Source organism: Streptomyces sp. NBC_00038, from assembly GCF_026343635.1.
Taxonomy (GTDB): Bacteria; Actinomycetota; Actinomycetes; order Streptomycetales; family Streptomycetaceae; genus Streptomyces.
The window spans coordinates 374,947-395,573 of sequence record NZ_JAPELQ010000001.1 but is presented as its reverse complement, the minus strand read 5'-3'; the positions used below and the strand labels follow the sequence as shown (position 1 = coordinate 395,573).

At 70.9% G+C, this 20,627-nt stretch carries 20 protein-coding genes and 1 pseudogene; 8 read left to right on the top strand and 13 right to left on the bottom strand.

Annotated elements, in window-relative coordinates:
* Position 1: 1 nt before the first annotated feature.
* Both OG219_RS01895 and OG219_RS01890 read right to left on the bottom strand, forming a co-directional pair.
* Complete coding sequence (locus OG219_RS01895; RefSeq protein WP_266822152.1) at positions 2-1,042, bottom strand: NAD(P)/FAD-dependent oxidoreductase; 1,041 nt, start codon at positions 1,040-1,042, stop codon at positions 2-4.
* 257 nt (positions 1,043-1,299) lie between these two features.
* Positions 1,300-2,400: an LUD domain-containing protein gene (locus OG219_RS01890; protein ID WP_266822150.1), complete on the bottom strand. Its 1,101-nt coding sequence runs from the start codon at positions 2,398-2,400 to the stop codon at positions 1,300-1,302.
* Between the two features lie 150 nt (positions 2,401-2,550).
* Here OG219_RS01890 and sigJ point away from each other — a divergent pair, with 150 nt between their 5' ends.
* Entirely contained in the window at positions 2,551-3,489 is a 939-nt protein-coding gene (gene sigJ / locus OG219_RS01885; protein ID WP_266822148.1) for an RNA polymerase sigma factor SigJ, read from the top strand.
* A 200-nt stretch (positions 3,490-3,689) separates the two neighbouring features.
* Here the strand turns inward: sigJ and OG219_RS01880 are convergent, their stop codons facing one another.
* The 7 genes from OG219_RS01880 to OG219_RS01850 all read right to left on the bottom strand — a co-directional run bounded on the left by OG219_RS01880 (position 3,690) and on the right by OG219_RS01850 (position 9,930).
* Positions 3,690-4,088, bottom strand: a complete 399-nt coding sequence (locus tag OG219_RS01880; protein WP_266822146.1) for a MaoC/PaaZ C-terminal domain-containing protein — start codon at positions 4,086-4,088, stop codon at positions 3,690-3,692.
* Positions 4,085-4,606, bottom strand: coding sequence for a MaoC family dehydratase N-terminal domain-containing protein (locus OG219_RS01875; RefSeq protein WP_266822144.1), 522 nt, complete (start codon positions 4,604-4,606; stop codon positions 4,085-4,087). Before OG219_RS01875 ends, OG219_RS01880 begins: the two co-directional genes overlap by 4 nt.
* Positions 4,603-5,415, bottom strand: coding sequence for an IclR family transcriptional regulator (locus tag OG219_RS01870; protein WP_266822142.1), 813 nt, complete (start codon positions 5,413-5,415; stop codon positions 4,603-4,605). Before OG219_RS01870 ends, OG219_RS01875 begins: the two co-directional genes overlap by 4 nt.
* A gap of 16 nt (positions 5,416-5,431) precedes the next feature.
* Positions 5,432-6,301 (bottom strand): alpha/beta fold hydrolase, encoded by an 870-nt coding sequence (locus OG219_RS01865; RefSeq protein WP_266822140.1) that lies wholly within the window; start codon positions 6,299-6,301, stop codon positions 5,432-5,434.
* The gene (locus OG219_RS01860) at positions 6,298-7,254 is read right to left on the bottom strand and encodes a catechol 1,2-dioxygenase (RefSeq protein ID WP_266822138.1); all 957 of its coding nucleotides are present in this window, start codon (positions 7,252-7,254) and stop codon (positions 6,298-6,300) included. The genes OG219_RS01865 and OG219_RS01860 overlap by 4 nt, the downstream gene beginning before the upstream one ends.
* Positions 7,251-8,609 (bottom strand): M20 family metallopeptidase, encoded by a 1,359-nt coding sequence (locus OG219_RS01855; protein ID WP_266822136.1) that lies wholly within the window; start codon positions 8,607-8,609, stop codon positions 7,251-7,253. The genes OG219_RS01860 and OG219_RS01855 overlap by 4 nt, the downstream gene beginning before the upstream one ends.
* A 115-nt stretch (positions 8,610-8,724) precedes the next feature.
* Entirely contained in the window at positions 8,725-9,930 is a 1,206-nt protein-coding gene (locus tag OG219_RS01850; protein WP_266822134.1) for a Rieske 2Fe-2S domain-containing protein, read from the bottom strand.
* Positions 9,931-10,170: 240 nt separating this feature from the next.
* On the opposite strand from OG219_RS01850, the gene OG219_RS01845 reads away from it, so the two are divergent.
* The 4 genes from OG219_RS01845 to OG219_RS01830 are packed head-to-tail and all read left to right on the top strand — an operon-like array spanning position 10,171 to position 13,779.
* Positions 10,171-11,166, top strand: coding sequence for an ABC transporter substrate-binding protein (locus OG219_RS01845; protein ID WP_266822131.1), 996 nt, complete (start codon positions 10,171-10,173; stop codon positions 11,164-11,166).
* A complete protein-coding gene (locus OG219_RS01840) occupies positions 11,163-12,011 on the top strand; it encodes an ABC transporter ATP-binding protein (protein WP_266822129.1) in 849 nt (282 codons plus the stop codon). Before OG219_RS01845 ends, OG219_RS01840 begins: the two co-directional genes overlap by 4 nt.
* Complete coding sequence (locus tag OG219_RS01835; RefSeq protein WP_266822127.1) at positions 12,008-12,829, top strand: ABC transporter permease; 822 nt, start codon at positions 12,008-12,010, stop codon at positions 12,827-12,829. The genes OG219_RS01840 and OG219_RS01835 overlap by 4 nt, the downstream gene beginning before the upstream one ends.
* Positions 12,826-13,779: a zinc-binding alcohol dehydrogenase family protein gene (locus OG219_RS01830; RefSeq protein WP_266822125.1), complete on the top strand. Its 954-nt coding sequence runs from the start codon at positions 12,826-12,828 to the stop codon at positions 13,777-13,779. The genes OG219_RS01835 and OG219_RS01830 overlap by 4 nt, the downstream gene beginning before the upstream one ends.
* Positions 13,780-13,797: 18 nt before the next feature.
* Here OG219_RS01830 and OG219_RS01825 read toward each other — a convergent pair.
* From OG219_RS01825 to OG219_RS01810, 4 genes and pseudogenes are all read right to left on the bottom strand, one after another.
* A pseudogene (locus OG219_RS01825) lies at positions 13,798-14,333 on the bottom strand (AAA family ATPase).
* Complete coding sequence (locus OG219_RS01820; protein WP_266822124.1) at positions 14,330-14,890, bottom strand: NUDIX domain-containing protein; 561 nt, start codon at positions 14,888-14,890, stop codon at positions 14,330-14,332. Before OG219_RS01820 ends, OG219_RS01825 begins: the two are co-directional and overlap by 4 nt.
* Complete coding sequence (locus OG219_RS01815) at positions 14,887-15,321, bottom strand: acyl dehydratase (RefSeq protein WP_266822122.1); 435 nt, start codon at positions 15,319-15,321, stop codon at positions 14,887-14,889. The genes OG219_RS01820 and OG219_RS01815 overlap by 4 nt, the downstream gene beginning before the upstream one ends.
* Entirely contained in the window at positions 15,318-15,788 is a 471-nt protein-coding gene (locus OG219_RS01810) for a MaoC family dehydratase N-terminal domain-containing protein (RefSeq protein WP_266822120.1), read from the bottom strand. The genes OG219_RS01815 and OG219_RS01810 overlap by 4 nt, the downstream gene beginning before the upstream one ends.
* Positions 15,789-15,919: 131 nt before the next feature.
* Here OG219_RS01810 and OG219_RS01805 point away from each other — a divergent pair, with 131 nt between their 5' ends.
* From OG219_RS01805 to OG219_RS01795, 3 genes are read left to right on the top strand one after another with little or no spacing between them, the layout of a single operon-like run.
* Positions 15,920-16,786: an alpha/beta fold hydrolase gene (locus OG219_RS01805; RefSeq protein ID WP_266822118.1), complete on the top strand. Its 867-nt coding sequence runs from the start codon at positions 15,920-15,922 to the stop codon at positions 16,784-16,786.
* A gap of 17 nt (positions 16,787-16,803) precedes the next feature.
* Positions 16,804-19,089, top strand: coding sequence for a CoA transferase (locus tag OG219_RS01800; RefSeq protein WP_266822116.1), 2,286 nt, complete (start codon positions 16,804-16,806; stop codon positions 19,087-19,089).
* The gene (locus tag OG219_RS01795; protein ID WP_266822114.1) at positions 19,086-20,618 is read left to right on the top strand and encodes an AMP-binding protein; all 1,533 of its coding nucleotides are present in this window, start codon (positions 19,086-19,088) and stop codon (positions 20,616-20,618) included. Before OG219_RS01800 ends, OG219_RS01795 begins: the two co-directional genes overlap by 4 nt.
* The last annotated feature ends 9 nt before the right edge of the window (positions 20,619-20,627 follow it).

Below are 20,627 nucleotides of genomic sequence, written 5' to 3'. Positions count from 1 at the left end.
GTCAGTTCTCCTTCTCTGTGGAGTGCCCGGGGAACAGGGCCGCCTCCGGATCGATGACGGTGGCCGCGTTGTTGACCGCGGTGGCCACCTCGCCGAAGCCCACGGCGATCAGGCGCACCTTGCCCGGGTAGTCGGTGATGTCGCCGGCCGCGAACACGCGGGGCAGATTGGTGGCCATCCGGGTGTCGACGGAGATGTTCCGCGCCCGCAGCTCCAGGCCCCAGTCCTTGAACGGGCCGAGGTCGGCGAGGAAGCCGAGCGCGGCGACGACGGTGTGGGCCGGGAGCAGCCGGGTGGCCTTGGTGGTGCGGTGCCGGACCTCGACCTGCTCGACCCGCGTGGTGCCGTGCAGTGCGCTGATCTCGGAGTCGGTGACGATCTCGATGCCGAGGGTGCGCACCTTGTCGACGCTCGCGCGGTGGGCCCGGAAGCGTCCGGTGCGGTGGACGAGCGTGACGGACCGGGCGATCGGCGCGAGCGTGGCCGCCCAGTCGAAGGCGCTGTCGCCGCCGCCGACGACCACGACGTCGTGGTCGGTGTGCTCGGAGGGGGCCGGCACGAAGTAGACCTGCCCCCGGCCGAGGTAGTCCTCGCCCGCCGGGAGCGGCCGGGGGGTGAAGGTGCCGACGCCGCCGGTGATGACAACTGCCCCGGCCCGTACGGTCGTTCCCCGGTCACTGCGGACGACCGGGCGGCCGTCGGGGCCGTGGGACAGGCCGACCGCCTGGTGTCCGAGGAGGTAGCGGGGGCCGTACGGTTCGGCCTGGGCGACAAGGCTCTCCACCAGGTCGCGGCCCCGCACCGACGGGAATCCGGCGATGTCGAAGATGGGCTTCTCCGGGTACATCGCGCTGATCTGGCCGCCGAGCTGGGGCAGTACGTCCATGACCGTGACGCGCAGTCCGCGGAAGCCGGCGTAGTAGGCGCCGTAGAGGCCCGCCGGGCCGGCGCCGATGATCAGGACGTCCGTCTCGACCACCTGCGACTCGTCCGTGGCGGTCGGGTCGTCCATGGCGACCGGCTCATCAGTAGGAACGCTCATGGTCCAGGAGCGTAGGGACGGGCCCGGCGCCGCCCAACGGAATCGGTCCGCCAGGCGGGACATGCCCCAGGGGATCTTTCGGATGGCCAGCGGGCCGCTTGGGAGCCGCTGTTGCTGGTGGCGGTGCTGGGCGGACCGTCGTCATGCCGGCGGAAGCCGATTGATGGGAGGCCCGGGACGCTCGCGCGGGAGCCGTACGTCTCGCCGCCGCCAGCGTCTGGCTCTGAGCCCGTGAGCCGAACGGACCCTGGGCCGGGTCAGTATCCGATGGCCTCGCGGAGAAGCAGCACGGTGCCGCGCCCTGGGCGGGGTTCCGCGTTGAGGATGAGCAGGCGGTTGACGGCGCTGGGCATCCCGTACACCGCCTGGGCGCGGGCGTTCTCCAGTGGGAGGGCGTGCTCCTCGACGCGGCGCAGCGCTGTGCTCAGGTCGGGCACCACCTTCTGCGCGCCGACGATCCAGACCGCGTGGGCGGCGCCGCCCGCGTTGGCAGGGAGTTGGCTGCCACTGCCCGAGGCAAGAACGAGCGAGCCGGTCTCGGTGACCGCGGCAACGCTGTTGACGACGAATTCGGGGCCGGCGGCCAGCCTTCGGATCTCGTCGGCGCCGGTGGCACGGTCGATGGCCAGGAGGCGCGGCCTGATGGCGTCGTACCGGCCGCCTGCGTTGATGTCCTCGTCGATGCCGGACAGCCGGAGGGTCTCGCTGGCTCCGGTGAGTACGCTGACGCCCTCGGGGAGCAGGTCCTTGATGCGGGCGCGCGCTTCTGCGGCGTCGTCGAGGATCTCGGCGGCGAAGCCGCCCGCACGCAGCGCGGCGGCTGCTCGCTCCAGTCGTTCGGCCGTTGCCGGGTCGGTGAAGGATGCGGCCGGAGCCGGGGTGGCCGTGGCGTTGGCCGTGTTGGTCCCGGAACTCTGCGCCGCGTGGGGCGCCGTGCCCGCCAGGGGAGAGGTGTCGAGGTACCTGACCTCGTACACCCGCTCGGCGAACTTCCAGCCCTCCGCGGTGCGCTGGTAGCGGTCGTGGTAGACGGCGTAGTTCAGACCCTGGCGTCCGTCGAGGGCCCGCGCGAGTTCTTGGATGTAGGCGCGGCCGGTCGCGGTGTCGCCGTCGAGCAGGATCGTGCCGGGGTGTGTGGTCTGCACGAAGAAGTCCCACTGGCTCTGCAGCCGCTCGCCCCCGGCACGGATCTCCTCTCGGCCGATCTGCTCGACGGGGATGTTGGGCATGCGCAGGGCACCGTCCGGTGTGAACAGCGACGCCAGGCGAGGTCGGTCGCGCATCATCGCCGCGTCGGTGAACTCGCCCCGCAGCGCCTCGATCTCGACGCGGTCCGCGATGGCCTGGAAGTCGTTCATCTAAGTCCCCTCTCCGTCTTGTTGTCGTCCTCACCGCTCCGACAGCGCAGCACTTCGGAATGTGAGGCGGCGCGTCGGCCTCACATTCCGGTGCGCTGTCTTGTCGTAACGGGTAGTGGCACAGAAGCGAGCGAGGGAGACGGCCAGACCATGACCACCAGAGCCGAGCCCGGCGACGATCAGAGCGATCCGGGCCTCAGCGCGATCATGAGCGAGCGGCGCCAGGTGATCAACCTCGCCTATCGGCTCCTCGGGTCACTTGCCGACGCCGAGGACGTCGTGCAGGAGACCTACGCCCGCTGGTACGCCATGTCCGCACGGGAGCAGGAGGCCATCGAGTCGCCCGGCGCCTGGCTGATGACGGTCGCCAGCCGCATCTGCCTGAACCTGCTCAGCTCGGCACGGGCCAGGCGCGAGACGTACGTGGGCGACTGGATCCCGGAACCGCTGCCCCAACCCACGGAGTGGATCACCGGGCGCTCCGGCGTCGGCGGGATCGACCCGGCCGACCGGGTCACCCTCGACGAGTCAGTGACGATGGCCTTCCTGGTCGTCCTCGATTCGATGACCCCGGCCGAGCGCGTCGCGTTCGTCCTGCACGACGTCTTCCGCTACCCCTTCGGCGAGGTCGCCGAGATCGTCGGCCGCACCCCGGCGGCTTGCCGCCAACTGGCCTCGTCCGCCCGCCGTCGCATCCGCACTGCGCAGAGCCCGGCGGGCCCGAGTACCGAGCAGGCCGGCATCGTCAGGCAGTTCAAAACGGCATGGGAGGCCAAGGACATCGACGCCCTGATCAGTCTGCTCGATCCCGACGCCACCGCGACCGCCGACGGCGGCGGGCTGGCCGTCACCCACCTGCTTCCGATCGTGGGCGGTCAGCAGATCGCACGCGGCTACGCCAAGATCGCGCGTCTGTGGGGCGGCCGCACCACGATCCTTGAGTGCACGGTCAACGGCCTGCCCGGCCTGGTGGCGCAGCAGAACGGCACCATCGTGACCGTGTTCGCGTTCGAGATCGCGGGCGACCGGATCAGGCATGTATGGGCGGTGCGAAACCCTGAGAAGCTCCGACCTTGGCGGATCCGCTGAGGAGCGACCCGAAACACCGCAGCGATTGGATCGTGACCCGCGCCGAGCCCACATCTCGCCCAGGTCGCCCAGCAGTGCGTCGTGTCACCCTGGCGCGAGACCGGCCAGGCCGCGTGAGCACCGTCGTCGTTGGCGCGTTCGCCGCTCCCCGGGCCCACCGACCGGCCGCGCCCCGTCATCAACCTCTGTGGGCAGAACAGCTAGACAGGCTTCAGAGCCAGAGTGACGGTCCCCGAAACGCACGGCGTGCCGTCGGCCTTGAGCACGGCCACGTCGAGCGACATGCGCGCGCCGTCGACGGCCGTGACCGTCCCGGTCCAGGTGAGGGCTTCGCCGGCCACGGCGGTCGTACGGTTGCGCCAACTCACCGACTCCAGACGGGATTCGGCCCCGGCCCAGGCCAACGCGTACCGGGCGAGCGTCTCGCCGTGCAGCGTGGACTGTACGACGACATCGGGGAAGCCCTCCGAGGCCGCGAACTCGGCGTCGTAGTGGATGCGATGGGCGTTCCAGGACACCGCGCTGAACCGGAACAACTGCACGCGGCTGTGCGTGTAGTGCCGCGGCGGGCAGACCTCGCCGGGGACGTGCGGGTTCATGCGCCCGTCCCAGGGGTGAGGGCGTCCTGGACGACGATCGTCTCGTCGACGGCCGTCAGTTCGCCGCCGTCCGGCGCCGTGTAGCGGGTGGTGACGCCGAGCAGCACGAAGTCGCCGGACCGGCCCTTCTTGTACGCGACGGAGGTGACCGTGCGCGAGGCGGTGACCCGGGTGCCCGCGAGCGGGGCCCGGGTCAGACGTACCGACTGGCCGCCGTGCACCTGGCGGACCGGGAGGCCCTGGGTGCAGGGAGACTCCCGGGCGGCCAGGCCGTCCGGGCGCAGTTCCTGCTCGGCCGGTCCGTCCTCCCAGCTCATGGTCGACGCGAGGAAGAGGGCGGGGGCCTCGACCGGCGCCCCCCTGGCCTCCTGTTCACGGGCCTCGTGGATGTAGTCGGTGTCGTTGAGGGCGGCGGCGTACCGGCAGAAGTCCTTGACGGTGAGCGTGCCGCAGTCCTCGTCCTCCCAGCGGTCGACGAGCGCGCGGGCCCGGGCCAGCACCTCGTGCAGTGCGCTCACAGGGCCGACCGCAGCGACCGGCTGATGCCCAGGCCCGCGGTGCGCAGAGCGCCGGTGTGCGCGACGGCGTCCATGCGGTAGGTGGGCGCGGTGATGGACAGGGCACCCGCCAGCGCGTCCTGCCGGCCGAAGACGGGGACGGCCATGCTCATGTAGCCGAGCCGTACCTCCTCCGCCTCGGTCGCGATGCCCTGCTCCCGGATCCGCTCCACCTGGCCGCGCAGCCGCCCCGGCGAGGTGATGGTGTGCCGGGTGAACGGTTTCAGCCCGTTCCTGACGACCTCGCCGAACAGAGGGGAGGGGGAGAACGCCAGGATCGCCTTCCCGGTGGCCGTGCAGTACAGCGGGAGCCGCCCCGCCACCCGCGACTCCTCGCTCAGCCCGCGGTGCGCCAGGATCTTCTCCAGGTACACGACGTCGAGGCCGTCGTGGATCGCGAAGTGGATGGTCTCGTGGGTCGCCAGGAGGAGATCCTCCATGTACGGCTGGGCCACTTCCCGCAGGATCCGCTGCCGGTGCACCCGCTGGCCGATCTCGAACAGGCGCAGCCCGAGCCGGTAGTTGCAGTCCGCTCTCTCCAACAGGCCCCAGACCACCAGTTCCTGGCAGAGCCGGTGCACGGTGGCCTTCGCCACGCCCGTACGGCGTACCAGATCGGCCAGGGAGAGCGAGTCGTCGTCGACGGTGAACGCCTCCAGGATGGGCCGCACCTTGCCGAGGACGGAGTTCATCGGGTCGGGACAGGAGCCGTTGGGTGCGGCGGACATGGGGGAGGGGATGGGGGCGCGGTCGATGGGGACGACGGTCATGGCGGACACCTCACGGTCACTCGGCGGACGAAGACTCGGCGAGAAAGGCCAGGCTGAGCGGGTTGTAGAGATCGGCCTTCTCGTGCTGGGGCCAGTGCCCGCACTCGTTGAAGACCTCAAGCCGTGCCCCGGAGATGGCGGCGGCGATCGCCTCGGCCTCCGGGACGTCACCGAGCGGGTTCTTGTTGCCCCACACCACCAGCGTCGGCGCCTTGATCCTGGCCATCCGGTCGGGCCGCAGCAGATTGCGCTCGCGCGCCTCCAACTCCTGCAAGGCCAGCAGGTTGTGCAGGTTCTTCTGGAAGTCGGGGTGGTGGTAGATCTCGTAGCGCACCTGCGTCAGCTCGTCGCCCAACTCCTCGTCCCACTCGGCCCACAGCAGCCGCAGCCGGTCCCGGGTGTAGGAGATCTCCTCGTTGAGGGCTGCTGCCCGGGTGGACGTCTTCAGCCGCTCCATCACCGCCGGGTTGATCTTCGTGCCGCCCATGCACAGCAGTTGGAGGGAGGTGACCCGGTCCGGGTACTCGCTCGCCGCCCAGGACCCCACCCAGCCGCCCAGCGACTCGCCGACCAGGTGGGCGCGTTCGGCGCCCACCGCGTCCAGGTAGGCCATCAAGTGGTCGACGTATGCCGGGATTTCACCTGGGCGGTCCGGCTTGCCGGTGTAGCCGTGCCCGAGCATGTCGATCGCGTGGCAGCGGTATCCCGCCGAGGCGTGCGCCGGGATGTTGCGGACGAACGCCTCCAGATGGCCGGTCGTGCCGTGCAGGAAGACGACGTGTTCGCCGTCCTCGGGGCCGGCCTGCAGGGCGCGGGTGGTGACATCGCCGGTCTCGACGTACGCGTGGCGGTAGTCGATGCCCGACAGTTCGGTCCAGATGCTCATGACTGCCTTTCCTGGGGGTGTGCGGGGTCGAGGACGGCGACGGCCATCCCGGTGAGCCACTCGGGCATCGGTTCGTACGCCAGCCGCTGGCCGGGCACGTGGTCGAGCACGGCCGACATCAGCAGCCAGGTGCGCAGCTCCTGCGCCCCGTTGCCCGCGACCTTCTCCAACTCCTCGGTTGAGTAAGCGGTGATACTCCGCATCTCGCCGCGCGAGACGAGAGACAGGAACTCCTCGTCGAACTCCGGGTTGAGCGAGGCCTCCGCGGCCCGGATGATCTCGCGGCGCCTGATGTCGTAGTCCTGCCAGTTCTCCCGGCCGTTCAGCCAGGCGCCGACCATGAACTCCTCGTCGTCGCCGTGCGGTTCGCGCCAGTCCGGCCAGGGCAGCCGGTGCGAGAGCCCGCCGGAGCCGATCACCGCGACGCGGCGGTCCTCCGGGAAGGCGAGTACCGCCTCCCGGATCGCCCGGCCCAGCTGCTCGCAGCGTTCGAGGGTGGGCAGGGGAGGGGCGAAGACGTTCACGACGATCGGTACGAGTTCCACGTCCAGGCCTTCCAGGAGGTACTGGATGGCGTGCGACTGGCCGTGGTCGATCTGCAGCCGGGCGGAGAAGGCCGGGTCGAAATTGCCTTCCTCCACAAGGGAGGTGGCGATGTGCCGGGCGAGCGGGATGTCGACCGGCTGCGGACCCTTCGGGGTGCCGGACTCGCCGCTGGCCACGCACTCGCCGACGCCGATGGTGAAGCTGGGGATCAGGTCGAGCCAGAAGCCGCGGAAGTGGTTGGAGCCGACGAGGATCACCGTGTCGGGGCGGGCCGCGGCGAGCGCGTCGCGTGCCTCGGCGAGCGCGTCCCGGAACCGCTCGGCACGGTCCTTGTGGAAGGTCTCCTCCCAGTGGGTGTTCATCAGCGTGCTGTGCGACGCGCCCACGCCCAGGACGATCTCGGTCATGCCGGTTCTCCTTCGAACTCCAGGTCCAGTTCGGCGCGGGAGCGGGTGACGGTGTCGACGGCCGTACGGACCAGATGGCGCGTGAGCCTCTCCATCGCCCGTACGGAGACGGTGTTCATGCCGCGGGCGAAGTCGATGTCGAACGGCGTCTCGGCCTCGCTCACCTTCGGCATCCCGACGCGGACCGTGGGGATGCCGCGCCCGCGCAGGATGTTGGCGTCGGTGGCACCGCTGTTGCCGCGGACGGCCTCGTGAGCGCGGCCCTCGAACGCCTCCCAGGCGGCCGTGGCGCTGCGGGTGATCCAGTTGTCCGGGGCCGTGCGGGTCCCCGGGATGGCCAGGACCATCTCGGCGCTGACGTCGAGCCCCGGCAGCTTGTCGCGGATCGCGTCCAGCGCGGCGGCGAACTCCCGCTTGGCGCGCATCGGCGTGGCGTCCGGGCCGATGCGCAGGTCCACCATGAGGGTGCAGGCGGCCGGGGTGACCGCCGCCATCCGGGGCCAGCCGCCGCGCACCGACGACACGATGCCCTGCGGCGCGACCGTGCCCGCGGTGTGCCGCTCGGCGTACTGGACGAACCACTCCTCCAGATACCGCGCGACCTCTCCGGCACGGGCGATGGCGTTGTCGTATGGCAGCCGGTGGCGGGAGCCGACGTAGGTGTGCGTGCCGCGGACCGTCACCTCGAACCAGACGAGGCCCACCTCGTCCCAGGAAACCGTCCAGCCGGGCTTGGCGATGACCGCGTAGTCGGTCCACAGGCCCTGCTCCAGGAGGAACGAACAGCCCACGCCCTGGCCGGTGTTGAGCCTGGTGCTGCCCGGCCGGGAGTTGGTGGGCATGCCGCCCGCGCCGAACGCCACCACCAGGTCCCCGGTGAGCGGGATGCCGGCCAGGGCGATCGCCTCGGCGGCCATCATCACGCAGGCCGCGTGGCCCTTCGGATTGGACGCCCCGAGCCCGACCACCAGGTCGTCGTGGACGGTGGCCCGCGGGCGCATGTCGTCCCGCAACTCCGGGCCGATCCAGGGGAGATCCTCGCTCTCCTCGCCCACGGTCAGGGTGTCGATGGGCGCGTACAGCATCAGGTCCGGGCCGGTGCCGTCGCCGTCGAGCCGGGCCCAGGCGTTGGCCTGACGTTCGTCGAGCGGCTGGACCGCGGACCGGCAGCCCGTGGTGCGCAGCGTGTCGGCGATGTGCGCGGCGAGCGGGGCCTCGTCGCCGGTCGGGGACGGGATGTCGACGAGCCCGGTGATCAGGTCGCGCAGCCGGTCGGCGGTGATGTGCCGCCAGGCGTCGGCGGTGTAGGCGGCCCGCTTGTCGTCCAGCCCGGCCAACTCGCCTGCCGCGCTCACTGGTTGATCCTGTGGACCTGGGTCATGGTGGTGCGCTCGAAGCGCTTCTTCGCGAACGGGAGCCCGATCGCGATACCGGCCCCGATCAGCAGAGTGAGCAGTGTGCGGCCCATGGTCAGGCCTCCTTACCGTCGGTGCCCGTCGCGGCCAGCTTCTTGCCGTACTCCTCCTCGCTGAGGTTCCGCCAGGCGGTCAGCGAGATGTCGGGGCGGTAGAGCTTCTCGGGGGGCGCGTCCGTGATGTCGACCATCCAGGCGTCCTGGCCGGAGAACTGGCCGTGGAACAGCCAGCGGATCGCGCCCAGGTACTTGCCGTAGAAGCGCAGGGTGTCCCAGCCCTCGGTGAAGTTGACCATCACGCCGACGTAGCGGTGGTTGTCCTCGTCGACGGGGACGTAGAACTCGTAGTGGATGAAGTTCGGGTAGGCGATGCGCAGCACACCGGGCATCGACAGGGACGCGAAGCCGGGGAACTCCTGGGCCTCGATCGTCGGGTTGATCTTGTCGGCCTTGCCGGTGTTGCCGATGTTGAAGGTTTCCTTCGGCGGCTGGAACTTCCACCAGCGTTTGTTCGACCAGCGGCCGACCCCCGGGAACTCCGCCTCCCAGTAGACCTCGTCCTGAACGCGGAAGATCCAGCGGCCCTTGGGCACGATCCGGGTGATGTTCCAGGTCGGCATCGGCTTGAACAGCCGCCAAAGTGCCGTGCGGTGCAGGTACTTGGCGTGCCCCTCGTCGAAGCCGTTCTCGCAGGCGAAGCGCCAGTTGCCGCTGCGCGGGTCGATGCGGCCGCCCATCACGAAGGCGTTGGAGACGAGCTCCTCCGGCAGCTGCGAGTCGATCGCGTGCGGGTCCTCGTCGGCGAGAGGGATGTACACCCACACCATGCCGAGCCGCTCCTCGACCGCGTACGTGCGGACGGAGACCTTGCCGGTCAGGCGGCAGCCGGGCCCGTCGGTGATGACCGCGGCCAGCTTCCCCGTGGGCAGATCGAAGGTCCAGCCGTGGTACGGGCAGCTCACCGTGCCGGGGAACTGCTGGTCGCCCTCGGACAGCGGAACCCCGCGATGCGGGCAGCGGTTGTGCAGCGCGTACGCCGTGCCACCGTCCCGGATCAGGGTGATCTTCTCCCCGCAGATCGTGAACGGGAGCGGCTTGCCGGTGATCTGGCTGGACCAGGTGACCGGGTACCAATAGCCGCGGAAACCCGTGCCCGCGGCGTCGTAGTGGGGCCACGACTTCCAGTCCTGCCGTCCGGGCTCCACTGGTCTGCGGCGGCTCCGGACAGGGGGCTGTGCGTCGGGCGACTCCTCGACCGTCATCGTGCGTGTCCTCCTGCTGCCGGGTGAACTGTGATGGCGAGCATGCGGCGGACGACGGATCCGTCCAAGGGACCCGTCTCGCTGAGCAGACCGCACCGGTCCTGGCGGCATGCCCGGGGCCCTGACCTGCGTGTCCCGCTCAGCGGACCCTCGTCAGTGCGGCTGCGGCACACGGCGTTCTACGGTGCGCCAATTCCAGGGCCCCACCCAGACGACCTGTCGCAACCCCCGAGGTGCCCCATGCAGACACGGTTCAGCACACGACGTTTCCTTGCCGGCCCCGCCGCTCTCACCGCCGCGCTGCTCACGCTCACCGCGTGCGGCGCGGGCACCACCGACTCGACCGCCGCCGGCAACGACGCCGCGGGCCCCACGATCCGCATCGGCGTCGGAATCGACGCCTCGTACGCGCCCTTCTTCCTCGCCGACGCCGAAGGGCTGTGGGCCAAGCACGGAGTCGACGTGCAGCTCGTGCAGTTCGGGCAGGGCAGCGAGGGCGTCAACAACCTGATCGCCGGACAGGTGCAGATGTCCGGGAACTCGGACACCACCACCATCAGCATGCTCCAGCAGTCCCCCGACCTGCGGTCCCTGCTGGTGTACGAGCAGTCCGGGAAGTATCTGAAGGTCGTGCTCGGGCCGAAGGTGACCTCCCCCTCCAAGATCCGCAAGATGGCCGTCGCGCCGGGCCTGTCCGAGATGGCGGCGACCCGGTTCCTGGAGTCGAAGGACATCGACCCGAAGTCGGTGGAGTTCGTCACCGCCGACCCGCCGGAGATCCCCGCCCTGATGAAGAAGGGCGATGTCGACGCGTACGTGCTGTGGGAGCCGTGGCCCACCAAGGGCGTCGAGCAGGGCGGGAAGGTCCTGGAGAACACCGGCGCCTTCGGGCTGACGTACGCCCAATGGCTGCTCACGAATTCCGACTGGCTGAAGTCCAACACCGACACCGCGGTCAAGGTCGCCGAGACCCTGGAGGAGGCGGCCCGGCTGACCGAGTCCGATCCGCAGGCGGCGGCCGAGGCGACCGAGAAGGCCGTGAAGGTGCCGGCGGCCCAGACCGTGACCGCGATCAAGGAGATCGACTTCGGTGTCCGCGACTTCACCGCCGCGGATCTCAAGGGCTACGAGAACACGGCCCAGTTCGTCCTCGACAGCGGCAAGGTCAAGGCGAAACCCGATGTCACGGCGGTCGTCCAGCGCGGCTGGCTCAACGAGCACGTGAAGGGATCATGATGACCAAGGCCATCGAGACCGACCGCCCCGAAGCCGGTCTCGGCGACCGACGCGGCGCGGCCCTGTGCGCCGACGGCGTCGGCATCCGCTTCGGCTCCTTCGAAGCGGTCCGGGACATCAGTCTCGACATCGCCGCCGGTGAGTTCCTCTGTCTGCTCGGCCCCAGCGGCTGCGGCAAGTCCACCCTGCTGTCCGCCATGGCCGGATTCACCGCCGTGGACACGGGCGGCCTCACCGTCGGCGGCGCGCCCGTCACCGGCCCCGATCCCGACCTCGGCATGGTCTTCCAGAGCAGCGAAGCCCTCTTCGACTGGATGACAGTCCGTCAGAACGTCATGTTCGGGCCGAGGATGCGCGGACGGTCACGCGCGGTGCAGGCACAACTGGCCGACGAATACCTCGGCCTGGTCGGACTGCGGCACTGCGCGGACCGGTTTCCGGGCCAGTTGAGCGGCGGTATGCGCCAACGCGTGCAGATCGCCCGGGTGTTGGCCAACGAGCCCGACGTCGTGCTGATGGACGAGCCGTTCGGCGCACTCGACGCACAGACCCGGCAGGTCATGCAGGAGGAGACCGACCGCATCTGGCGCGCCTCGGGCTGCACCGTCGTCTTCGTCACCCACGACATCGACGAGGCGATCCTGCTGGCCGACCGCATTGCGGTGATGACCGCGGGTCCCGCCGCCTCCATCAAGTCCGTCTATCCGGTGGACCTTCCGAGGCCCAGGGAGGAGTCCGACCCGGCCGCCGTGGAGCTGCGCCGCGCCCTGCGGCAGGACATCGGCGAAGAGGTACGCAAAGCCCTGCGCGACCAGGGTCTCGACCCGGAGGGGGACGCACGATGACCGTCGTCACGGCGGGTGCCACCGCCACCACGGGAACCGGCCGCCGCCAGGCCTGGGCGGGTGTACGGACACTGCGCACGGTCGGCATCTACACGCTGTCCGTCCTCGCCGGCGTCGGCATCTGGCAACTCCTTGCGATGAAGTACGGCCCCTCGCTGGTCGCCTCCCCGAGCGAAACCCTCTCCGCCGCCCGGGAGTTGGCGAGCGACGGCACCCTCACCAACTCGATCATCGCCTCCAGCCGCCGCATCCTGATCGGCTGGGGACTCGGCGTGGCCGTCGGGGTTCCGGTCGGCCTGCTGGTGGGCCAGATCAAGGTCGTACGCCAACTCCTCGACCCGTACATAGAGTTCTTCCGCTTCATCCCGCCCGTCGCCTTCGTGACCCTCGCCGTGGTGTGGCTCGGCATCGGGGAGTCCTCGAAGGTCGTCCTGATCTTCTACACGGCCGTTTTCATCGTCACCCTCAACACCAGCGCCGGGGTGATGGCGGTCAACGAGTCCAAGCTGCGGGCCGCGGCCAGTCTGGGCGCGAGCCGTAGGCAGATCCTCCAGGGGATCGTGCTGCCGTCGACCGTTCCGCACATCGTCACCGGAGCGCGCCTGGCCATGGGCAACAGCTTCCTGACCATCGTCTCCGCCGAAATCGTCGCCGCCCAGGTCGGGCTCGGCTCGCTGATCTGGACCTCCCGCAACTACGGGCGGATCGACTGGGTCTTCGTCGGCATCATCACCCTGGGAATCCTGGGGTTCGTGTTCGACCGGGTGCTGCGGATCGTGGCGTCCCGGGTACTGCGTCGATACGGAGTGAAACTGTGAGTTCCGGGACCTCCCGCGCCCTGCTGCTCGACCAGTTCGGCTCGCTGCCACGTCCGGTGGAGCGGCCGGTGCCGGAGCCGAAGCCCGGCCACACCCTCGTACAGATGCGGGCGGCCCAGGTCGCGCACCTCGATCTCAACGTCGTGGACGGCAGGTTCGGGATCCTGCCCGACCTGCCGGCGGTGCCCGGCACCACCGGCTGCGGGATCGTCCTCGCCTCGGACACCCACCCCGAGGGCAGCCTGGTCAGGCTCGGCGGCAAGGGCCTCGGCATGCGGCGGGACGGCTGCTGGGCGCAGCACGCGCTGGTGCCGGACGCGGCGGTATCGGCGGTTGCGGAGGGCACCGACCCGGCGCTGGCATGCAGCTACTTCTCACCGGCGGGCACGGCCTGGGCGGCGGTCCACGCGGTCGCAGGCGTCCAGCCGGGGGAGCGGGTCCTGGTGACCGGGGCGGCGGGTGCCGTCGGCTCCCTGACCGTGCAGGTCGCCGCGCGGGCCGGGGCCGAGGTGATCGGCGTGGTCGGCCGCCCCGGCAAGCTCGACCACGTCCCGGCCGCCGCCAAGGCCCTGCTGGCGGCGGACCTGTCGGCCGAATCGGTGGGCGGCCCCGTCGACGTCCTCATCGACACGGTCGGCGGCCCGGTCCTGCGGGCCGCCCTTCCACTGGTACGCCCCCGCGGCCGTGCCGCCCTCGTCGGCTACACCGCGGGCCGCGAGTTCGACGTGGACCTCGCGGACTTCCTCCTCGCCGACGTCTCGCTGCTTCCCGTCAACCTGATGACCCGGGGCAGGGAGGTCGCGGCGGACGCGGAACGCCTGCTCGGCGCACTGCGCACGGGGGAACTGACCCTGCCGATCGAGCGATACGGCCTCGACGGCCTGGAGGAGGCGGTGGACCGACTGCGATCCGGGGAGGCGGTCGGCAGGGTGGTGCTGGAGCTGGTCTGACCCCGAGGCGAGGCGCTGTCAGCCCTCCAGGGCGGGCAGCCCCGCCAGGCCGGACTCGCGCATGACGCGTTCGACGGTGTCCGCGAGCGTGCTGTCGGCACCCAGGACCGTCTCGACGCCGCCGGGCAGCAGATCACGCGGCCGGTACCACTCGCGCAGCTCCGCCTCGCCGTACTCGGCGGCCTGGGGCTTGGTGGCATGCCGCCGCAGCGTCTCGTCGAACGGGACGTCCAGGTAGTAGCAGTGCGTGCTGCCCCGATGATCGTCGGCCAGCCGTTGGAGCATCCGGCCGTAGTGCGCGACGTACAGGATCCCCTCCAGCACGACGTGGTAGCCGGCATCGAGGGCGTATCGGGCGACGGTGTCGATGAGACCGATGTTCGCCGCGTCGGGGCGGTCGCGCTCCCGCAGTACCACCCGGCGCAGATTGTCCTGCCCGACCAGCGCCAGTCCCCGCCCGAACCGCTCCCGAATGCCGGCAGCGACGGTCGACTTGCCCGAGGCGGAGTTGCCGTCAGCACAACGAGCCGCGTCTCCGTGCTCCCCGCCCTCATCCGCGCAGCTTGCGGGTGAAGCGGTGCAGGTGGGGGTCCAGGGTCGCGAGAGGCTCGGTGAGGACCTCGTCGGGGGTCGGCCAGCGGATCGCGGTGAACTCCTCCTCGTCGTACCAGGTGACGCTGTCGGCCTCGGCACGGAGGACGTACCAGAGCGAAACGTCGGTGTGCTCGCCCGGCCCTCTGGTCCGTGTCCAGGTGAGGAAGAGAGGGCGCTCGCCGGTGACGGTGGCCGCGACCGCGGGGATGCGGAGTTCCTCGGCGCACTCCCGGACGACCGTGGCCCACGGGTGCTCGCCGGGTTCCACATGTCCTCCGGGAGGCAGCCACAGGCCCGCCTTGCGGTGGGCGACAAGCAGCATCCGCCCGAGCCGCTCGTCGAGGACCACGAAGTAGGCGACCAGGTGCGTCGGCGGGACATCCGGCTTGCGTGCCCGGTACAGCGGCGCACCACTGGCGATCCACTCGGCGGCCCTCTCCAGATGGGTCCGCTCCAGGTCGTCCCAGGGCTCGATGTCCTCCAGGAGGCCGCGCAGTTCGGCGTGCGAGGTCGTCATCCGGGCATCGTGTCAAGAGGTACGACATCGCCGTCCTGCGGCAGGATCACCACCGCATGGCCCCGGCAGCACACCGCACCCTCCGGCCCGCAGCGCTCGACCAGCTCCAGGGTGACCTCCCTGCCGGCAGGATCCACCGACCGCACCTCGCCCGTCACCACCAGGCGGTCACCGGCGTACGCGGGCGCCCGGTTCTGCCAGCTCACCTCCCGCACCCGGCCGCCTGGACCCGCGAAGTCCGCCGCGGCGCGGTGGAAGAGACAGCCGTGGAGCTGGGCCATGACGACCGGCCCGGCCAGCCCCTCTGAGAGGGCGAAGTCGGTGTCGTAGTGGATGCGATGGGCGTTGCGGGTGACCGTGCCGAACCGCAGCAGGGTGATCGCGTCCGGCGTCAGCTCCACCGGCCGTACGGACCGGACCTGATCGGTCATCGCACGATGAACCTCTCTGTGACCTCGATCAACGTCTCCTCCCGCGTGCCGTACGTCTTCTCGACCGTCAGCAGCAGGAACCCCGTGCTCTTGCGCTCGACGGCCGTCACGGCGCGCCGCATCTCGATCCGGTCGCCGACGCGCACCTCGCCCCGCCAGCGCACGTGCTGGCCGCCTGCCATGAGACGGACGTCGAGGCCGTCGGTGCCGGGGACCTCGTCCCGGTACATGCCGTCCGGCCGGAACTCCGCCCGATCCGCTCCGGGGGCCGCTCGCAGCAGACTCACCGCGTACATCGGATGGACCATGAAGTCGGCCCGGCCGGGATCGACCAGCCGTGCGTCGCTCTCCCCGGCCGCCCGCGCGAACTCGGCCGCGTGCTCGGCCCGTACGACCCCCAGCGGCCGTCGTTCCCAGGTGCCGATCAGCGCCCGGGCCCGTGCCTCGGCCGACTCCCACGCGGACATCCGCAGCCTCCCCGCACTCGGTGGTGTCCGGCGGACGGTAGACGTCCGCGGCGCACGACGGCCATGCACTCGGCTCGCTCAGCGGACCGATCCGCTTGGGCGGATCATCACCGCCGTCACACCATCGGGGCATGGACCTCATGGACATCCAGGCGCCCCCGGAGGGCACCTACACGGAAGCGGACGGCGTCAAGTACCACCACGTCGAGCTGGGGGAGGGCAGGCCGACCGTCTTCCTGCACGGCGGCGGCCCCGGCTGCACGGGCTGGTCGGACTTCGGGCAGGTGGCCCGGCTGTTCGCCGCCGACCGCCGCTGCCTCCTCGTCGACATCCTTCAGTACGGGAAGTCCGCGAAGCCCGTCATCGAGGGCCCCATGTGGGACTACCACGCGGCCAAGACCGTGGCCCTGCTCGACGAACTCGGCATCGAGAGCGCCGACTTCGTCTGCAACTCCTGGGGCGGCACCATCGCGCTCAACCTGGCCGCCAAGTACCCCGAGCGCGTACGGTCGTTGGTGATCACCGGCAGCATGCCCGTCTTCCACGGCCCGCTCGCCCCCCTCCCCGAGGGTGGCCGCCGGGGCCGCAACGCCCGGGACATCTACTACGGGGGCACCGGCCCGTCCTGGCAGAAGATGCGCGAACTCATCGCCCGCCTGGAGTGGTTCGACCCGCAGGCCATCCCCGACCAGACCGTCACCCTGCGCTACGAGCAGAGCCTCGACCCCGAGGAGACCGCACTGGCCGGCGCCTCCGACAACCCGCGCGGCGACTGGCAGGACCTCACCTCGGAACTCGGCCGGATCGCCGCGCCGACCCTCTTCCTGTGGGGCATGTACGACGCGTTCCTCACCCCGGACTACCCGCTGATGTTGGCCCGCATGATCCCCCGGGGAAACCTGCACGTGATGGACCAGGTGTCCCACCACCCGCAGGAGGAACGGCCGTACGACTACTACAGCGTGGTCAGCGGCTTCCTCAACCAGCTGGGTCACTGACGTCCCGGGAGGACAACGTGCTGCGAGTCGTCGAACTGTCCAGCCCCTTCGCCCGGTTCGCGGGACGCCTGCTGGTCGGGCTCGGTCATGAGGTAGTCCTCGTCGAGCCGCCGGAGGGCGACGAGACCCGCCGTGAACTCGACGGGGACGCGTTCGCCCACTGGCACGCGGGCAAGTGGTCGGTCACCCTTGCCTCGCCGGGCGACCTGCGCGGACTGCTGGCCGGCGCCGACGTGCTGCTTGACGGGAGCCCGGGCGGAGCCGAGGCGTTCACCGAGGGTCTCGAACACCTCGTCCATGTGCGCGTGACCCCCTTCGGCCTGGTCGGACCGCGCACCGGCTGGCAGGGCACCGACCTCGTCGTCGCCGCGCTCGGCGGCATGCTCGCCCAGGTCGGCGACCCCGACGGCCCGCCCCTGCGGCTCCCCGAGAACCAGGCCGAGCAACTCGCGGGCGTCAACGCGGCGATCGCGGCCCTGCTCGGCGTACGCGCCCGCCGCCGCGGGCCCGGGCAGCTCATCGACGTGTCCGCACAGGCCTGCGTCGCCGCCGCCCTGGAGGCCGGCACCCTCGCCTACCTGCACGAGGACCGGGTGGCACCCCGCCCGGGCCGGGTACACCCGCTGGTCCCGCATGGCCTGTTCCGCGCCGCCGACGGCTACCTGGGCGGCGGGCTCGGCGGCAGCCCCCGCATGTGGGACGCGCTGCTCGCCTGGCTGCGCGAGGAGGGCGCGGAGGCCGACCTCGCGGAGCCGCGCTGGCAGGACCCGGTCGAGCGCAAGAAGCACCAGGACCATGTGTTCAAGGTGGTCCAGGACTTCGTGGGGACCTGGCCGAAGGCCGAGTTCGCGCGGCGCGCCCAAGAGCGGAAGCTGCCCTGGGCAGCCGTGGACCTGCCCCATGAACTGCCGGACAACCCGCAGCTCGCGGCCCGCGGCTTCTTCACGAAGGTCGGGGAGCGGACCGACCTCGGGTTTCCGTTCGCGTTCCCGGAGGGCCACCGCGTCACCGAACTCGCCGTACCGGACCTCGGCGCGGACCAGTCGCTGCTCGACACACCGCGCGAGGTGCCGCCGGTCACAGGGGACTCCCGGCGCCCCGCCCTCGACGGCATCCGCGTCCTCGACCTGACCTGGGTGCTCGCAGGCCCGTACTGCACCAAGATCCTGGCCGACCACGGCGCCGAAGTGATCAAGGTGGAGTCCGCGGGCCGCCCCGACCCCACCCGGTTCGCGCCCTTCATGCACCTGTCCCGGGGCCCGCACACGGACCCCGACACCAACGGCTACTTCAACGAGGTCAACCGCAACAAACGCAGCATCGCCCTCGACACCCGCACCGAGGACGGCATCGCCGTGCTCCGCGAACTCGTCGCCCAGTGCGATGTCGTCGTGGAGAACTTCAGCTCCACCGTCATGACCAAACTCGGCCTCGGCTACGAGGAGTTGCGCGCGATCAACCCCGGCATCGTCTACGTGAGCATGTCGGGCATGGGCCACACCGGACCGCGCAACGGCTGGGTGTCGTACGCCGACACCGTCTCGGCGAGCGGGGGCCTGACCGGCCTCACCGGCTGGGGACCCGACGACGTGGTCGGGGTCATCTACGGCCATGGCGACATCGTCGCGGGACTTCAAGCGGCCCTCGCCACGGTCGCCGCACTGGAACACCGCCATACGACCGGCCGCGGCCAGCACATCGACCTGTCCCAACTGGAGGCGATCGCCGCGCACATGGGAACGAGCCTGCTCCACGGACAGCGCGCGCGGCCGGCCGGCAACACCCACCCGAGCTGGAGCCCGCAGGGGGTCTACCGCTGCCTCGGCGCCGACCGCTGGCTGGCCCTCAGCGTCCGCGACGACACCGAATGGGCAGCCCTGTGCGAGGTGATCGGCCGCCCCGAGCTGGCCACCGACGAGCGCACCCGTACGGCCGAGGCGCGCAGGGGCTCGTCCGCGCTGGTCGACCACGCGTTGGGCGAATGGACCCGTACGATGCCCGCCGACGCCGCCGCGGAGCTGCTCCAGGAGTGCGGTGTCCCCGCCGGAGCCGTGCAGGACGGGCGTGAACTCGTCGAGCACGACCCGCAGTTGAGAGCGCGCGGCTTCTATGTGCGCGGGGAGCATCCGGTCGCCGGGGCCTACCTCCACGAGGGCCTGCCGATCCGCCTCACCCGCACCCCCGGTGGCATCCATCGGGCCGCACCCGTGCTCGGCGCGGACACCGACGCCGTACTGGGTGAGGTGGCGGGACTCGGTCCTGAGGAGATCCAACGCCTGCGCGACAGCGGTGTGTTGCGATGACCGACACCATCCCCGCGCTCCTCGACTCGGCGGCCGAGCGGTTCGGCGACCGGGTCTTCCTGAGCGTCGGGAAGGTGACACGCACCTACCGTCAGGCCCGAACCGCAGCCGCAGAGACGGCGGGCGAACTGGCCGCGCGTGGCTGCAGGCCGGGCGACCGCGTCGCCGTCATGGCCCGCAACCGGATCGAGTTCGTCGACCTGATCCTGGGCTGCTCCTGGCTCGGCGCGGTACTGATACCGCTGAACACCGGCCTGCGCGGGGCGGGACTCCGGCATGTCCTGTGCGCCTCGGACCCCCAATTCGCGCTGGCCGACGACGAGTTGGCCGCCCGCGTGACAGAGGCCGGCTACCAAGGGACGCTGTGGACCGGCGACGACGTCCCCACGCCCGGCCGGGCCCCGGCGATCGCTCCGGCGCCGCTACGCCCGTACGACACCGCGTTCGTGCTCTTCACCTCGGGCACCACGGGGCCGTCCAAAGGCGTGCGCTGCCCGCACGCCCAGTCCGTGTGGTGGGGCCGCAATGTCTCGGACGCCCTGCGGCTGAACGCCGACGACGTGCTCCACACCTGCCTCCCGCTGTTCCACACCAACGCCCTCAACACCCTCGCCCACGCCATGACCGTCGGCGCGGCCTGCGTCATCGACGAGCGCTTCTCCGCCACCCGGTACTGGGACCGGGTGGCTGAGGCCGACGCCACCGCCGTGTTTCTGCTGGGCGCGATGGTGCCGATGCTCCTCGCCCGGCCTCCCCACCCCCACGACCGGGCGCACCGGGCCTGGCGCGGCCTCTCCCCGGCCACCCCGGGCCCAGCCTGGCACCCCTTCCGCGAGCGGTTCGGCGTCACCCTCGTCGACGGCTTCGGCTCCACGGAGACCAACCTCGTCATCGGCTCGACGCCCGGGGAGCAGCGGCCCGGACGCATCGGCACCCTGCGTGACGGGTTCTCCGCCCGGGTCGTCGACGAAGGGCTCGACCCCGTCCCGGACGGTACGCCCGGCGAGTTGCTCGTCCGCAGCCACCGGGAATTCGCCTTCTCCACCGGGTACTTGGGGGAGGATCGCTCGGACTACTCGGGTGAGTCAGAGAAGCCGCCGGCCGACTCCTGGCGACGTACCGGCGACCGGGTGATCCGTGATCCCGACGGCTGGTTCCGCTTCGTCGACCGCCTCAAGGACGTCATCCGGCGACGCGGCGAGAACATCTCCTCGTACGAGGTGGAGTCGGCGGTCCGCACGCATCCGTCCGTCGCGGACGTGGCCGCCTTCCCGGTGGCGTCGGAACTGGCCGAGGACGAGGTCATGGTCACGGTGGTGCCGTGTCCGGGCCACGCGCTGGACCCCGTGGACCTGGTACGTCACTGCGAGCGCGACCTGCCCGCGTTCGCACTGCCCCGCTACATCGACACCGTCCCCGAACTGCCGCTCACCGAGACGGGCAAGATCCGCAAGGCGCTGCTGCGGGAGCGCGGGGTCACGGCCACGACCTGGGACCGGTGTGCGGTCGGTCTGCCGCCGGAGCTGTAGCAACCGGCC

What these genes read in the sequence shown, in the direction of transcription:
- OG219_RS01895 (WP_266822152.1), bottom strand. Translation starts at nt 1,042, where the DNA reads ATGAGCGTTCCTACTGATGAGCCGGTCGCCATGGACGACCCGACCGCC.
- OG219_RS01890 (WP_266822150.1), bottom strand. Translation starts at nt 2,400, where the DNA reads ATGAACGACTTCCAGGCCATCGCGGACCGCGTCGAGATCGAGGCGCTG.
- sigJ (WP_266822148.1), top strand. Translation starts at nt 2,551, where the DNA reads ATGACCACCAGAGCCGAGCCCGGCGACGATCAGAGCGATCCGGGCCTC.
- OG219_RS01880 (WP_266822146.1), bottom strand. Translation starts at nt 4,088, where the DNA reads ATGAACCCGCACGTCCCCGGCGAGGTCTGCCCGCCGCGGCACTACACG.
- OG219_RS01870 (WP_266822142.1), bottom strand. Translation starts at nt 5,415, where the DNA reads ATGACCGTCGTCCCCATCGACCGCGCCCCCATCCCCTCCCCCATGTCC.
- OG219_RS01865 (WP_266822140.1), bottom strand. Translation starts at nt 6,301, where the DNA reads ATGAGCATCTGGACCGAACTGTCGGGCATCGACTACCGCCACGCGTAC.
- OG219_RS01860 (WP_266822138.1), bottom strand. Translation starts at nt 7,254, where the DNA reads ATGACCGAGATCGTCCTGGGCGTGGGCGCGTCGCACAGCACGCTGATG.
- OG219_RS01850 (WP_266822134.1), bottom strand. Translation starts at nt 9,930, where the DNA reads ATGACGGTCGAGGAGTCGCCCGACGCACAGCCCCCTGTCCGGAGCCGC.
- OG219_RS01845 (WP_266822131.1), top strand. Translation starts at nt 10,171, where the DNA reads ATGCAGACACGGTTCAGCACACGACGTTTCCTTGCCGGCCCCGCCGCT.
- OG219_RS01840 (WP_266822129.1), top strand. Translation starts at nt 11,163, where the DNA reads ATGATGACCAAGGCCATCGAGACCGACCGCCCCGAAGCCGGTCTCGGC.
- OG219_RS01835 (WP_266822127.1), top strand. Translation starts at nt 12,008, where the DNA reads ATGACCGTCGTCACGGCGGGTGCCACCGCCACCACGGGAACCGGCCGC.
- OG219_RS01820 (WP_266822124.1), bottom strand. Translation starts at nt 14,890, where the DNA reads ATGACGACCTCGCACGCCGAACTGCGCGGCCTCCTGGAGGACATCGAG.
- OG219_RS01815 (WP_266822122.1), bottom strand. Translation starts at nt 15,321, where the DNA reads ATGACCGATCAGGTCCGGTCCGTACGGCCGGTGGAGCTGACGCCGGAC.
- OG219_RS01810 (WP_266822120.1), bottom strand. Translation starts at nt 15,788, where the DNA reads ATGTCCGCGTGGGAGTCGGCCGAGGCACGGGCCCGGGCGCTGATCGGC.
- OG219_RS01805 (WP_266822118.1), top strand. Translation starts at nt 15,920, where the DNA reads ATGGACCTCATGGACATCCAGGCGCCCCCGGAGGGCACCTACACGGAA.
- OG219_RS01795 (WP_266822114.1), top strand. Translation starts at nt 19,086, where the DNA reads ATGACCGACACCATCCCCGCGCTCCTCGACTCGGCGGCCGAGCGGTTC.